This window comes from Collimonas antrihumi (assembly GCF_018304965.1).
Classification (GTDB): domain Bacteria; phylum Pseudomonadota; class Gammaproteobacteria; order Burkholderiales; family Burkholderiaceae_D; genus Collimonas; species Collimonas antrihumi.
Map to the genome: position 1 here is coordinate 1 of NZ_JAGQED010000080.1, position 527 is coordinate 527.

The following is a 527-nucleotide window of genomic DNA, read 5'->3' on the forward strand; positions in this document are numbered from 1 at the left end:
ACATCCTGGTGCAGGCGGAACGTCCGGTGGTGCTGTACGGCGGCCAGGTCTGGTCTTCGCGTGGTCACAAGGAAGCGATCGACCTGGTGCGCGGCCTGGATATCCCGGCGTACTTCAACGGCGCTTCACGTGGTTTGCTGCCGCCAGGCGATCCGCACCATTTCGACCGTACCCGGCGCGAAGGTTTCGATAAAGCCGATGTGATCCTGATTGTCGGCACCCCGTTCGATTTCCGCATGGGCTACGGCAAGCGTCTGGGCTTGAATGCCAAAGTGATCCAGATCGACCAGGATTACCGTACGGTCGGCAAGAATCGCGACATCACGCTGGGTCTGGTGGGCGATCCCGGCACCATCCTGGGCGCGGTATTGCAAGCGGCCAGTGGCCGTATCAACAAGAACGCGCAGGAAAAGCGGCGTGCCTGGATGAAACAGCTGCAACTGCAGGAAGCGATTGCGACCGAGAAGCTGATGCCTTTGTTCAAATCGAACAGCTCGCCGATCCATCCTTACCGTGTAGCCTACGAA

General features: G+C 59.6%; 1 pseudogene. It reads left to right on the plus strand.

What is annotated here, in order from left to right:
• Window positions 1-527, plus strand: a pseudogene (locus KHU29_RS22065) (thiamine pyrophosphate-binding protein); the annotation flags it as partial.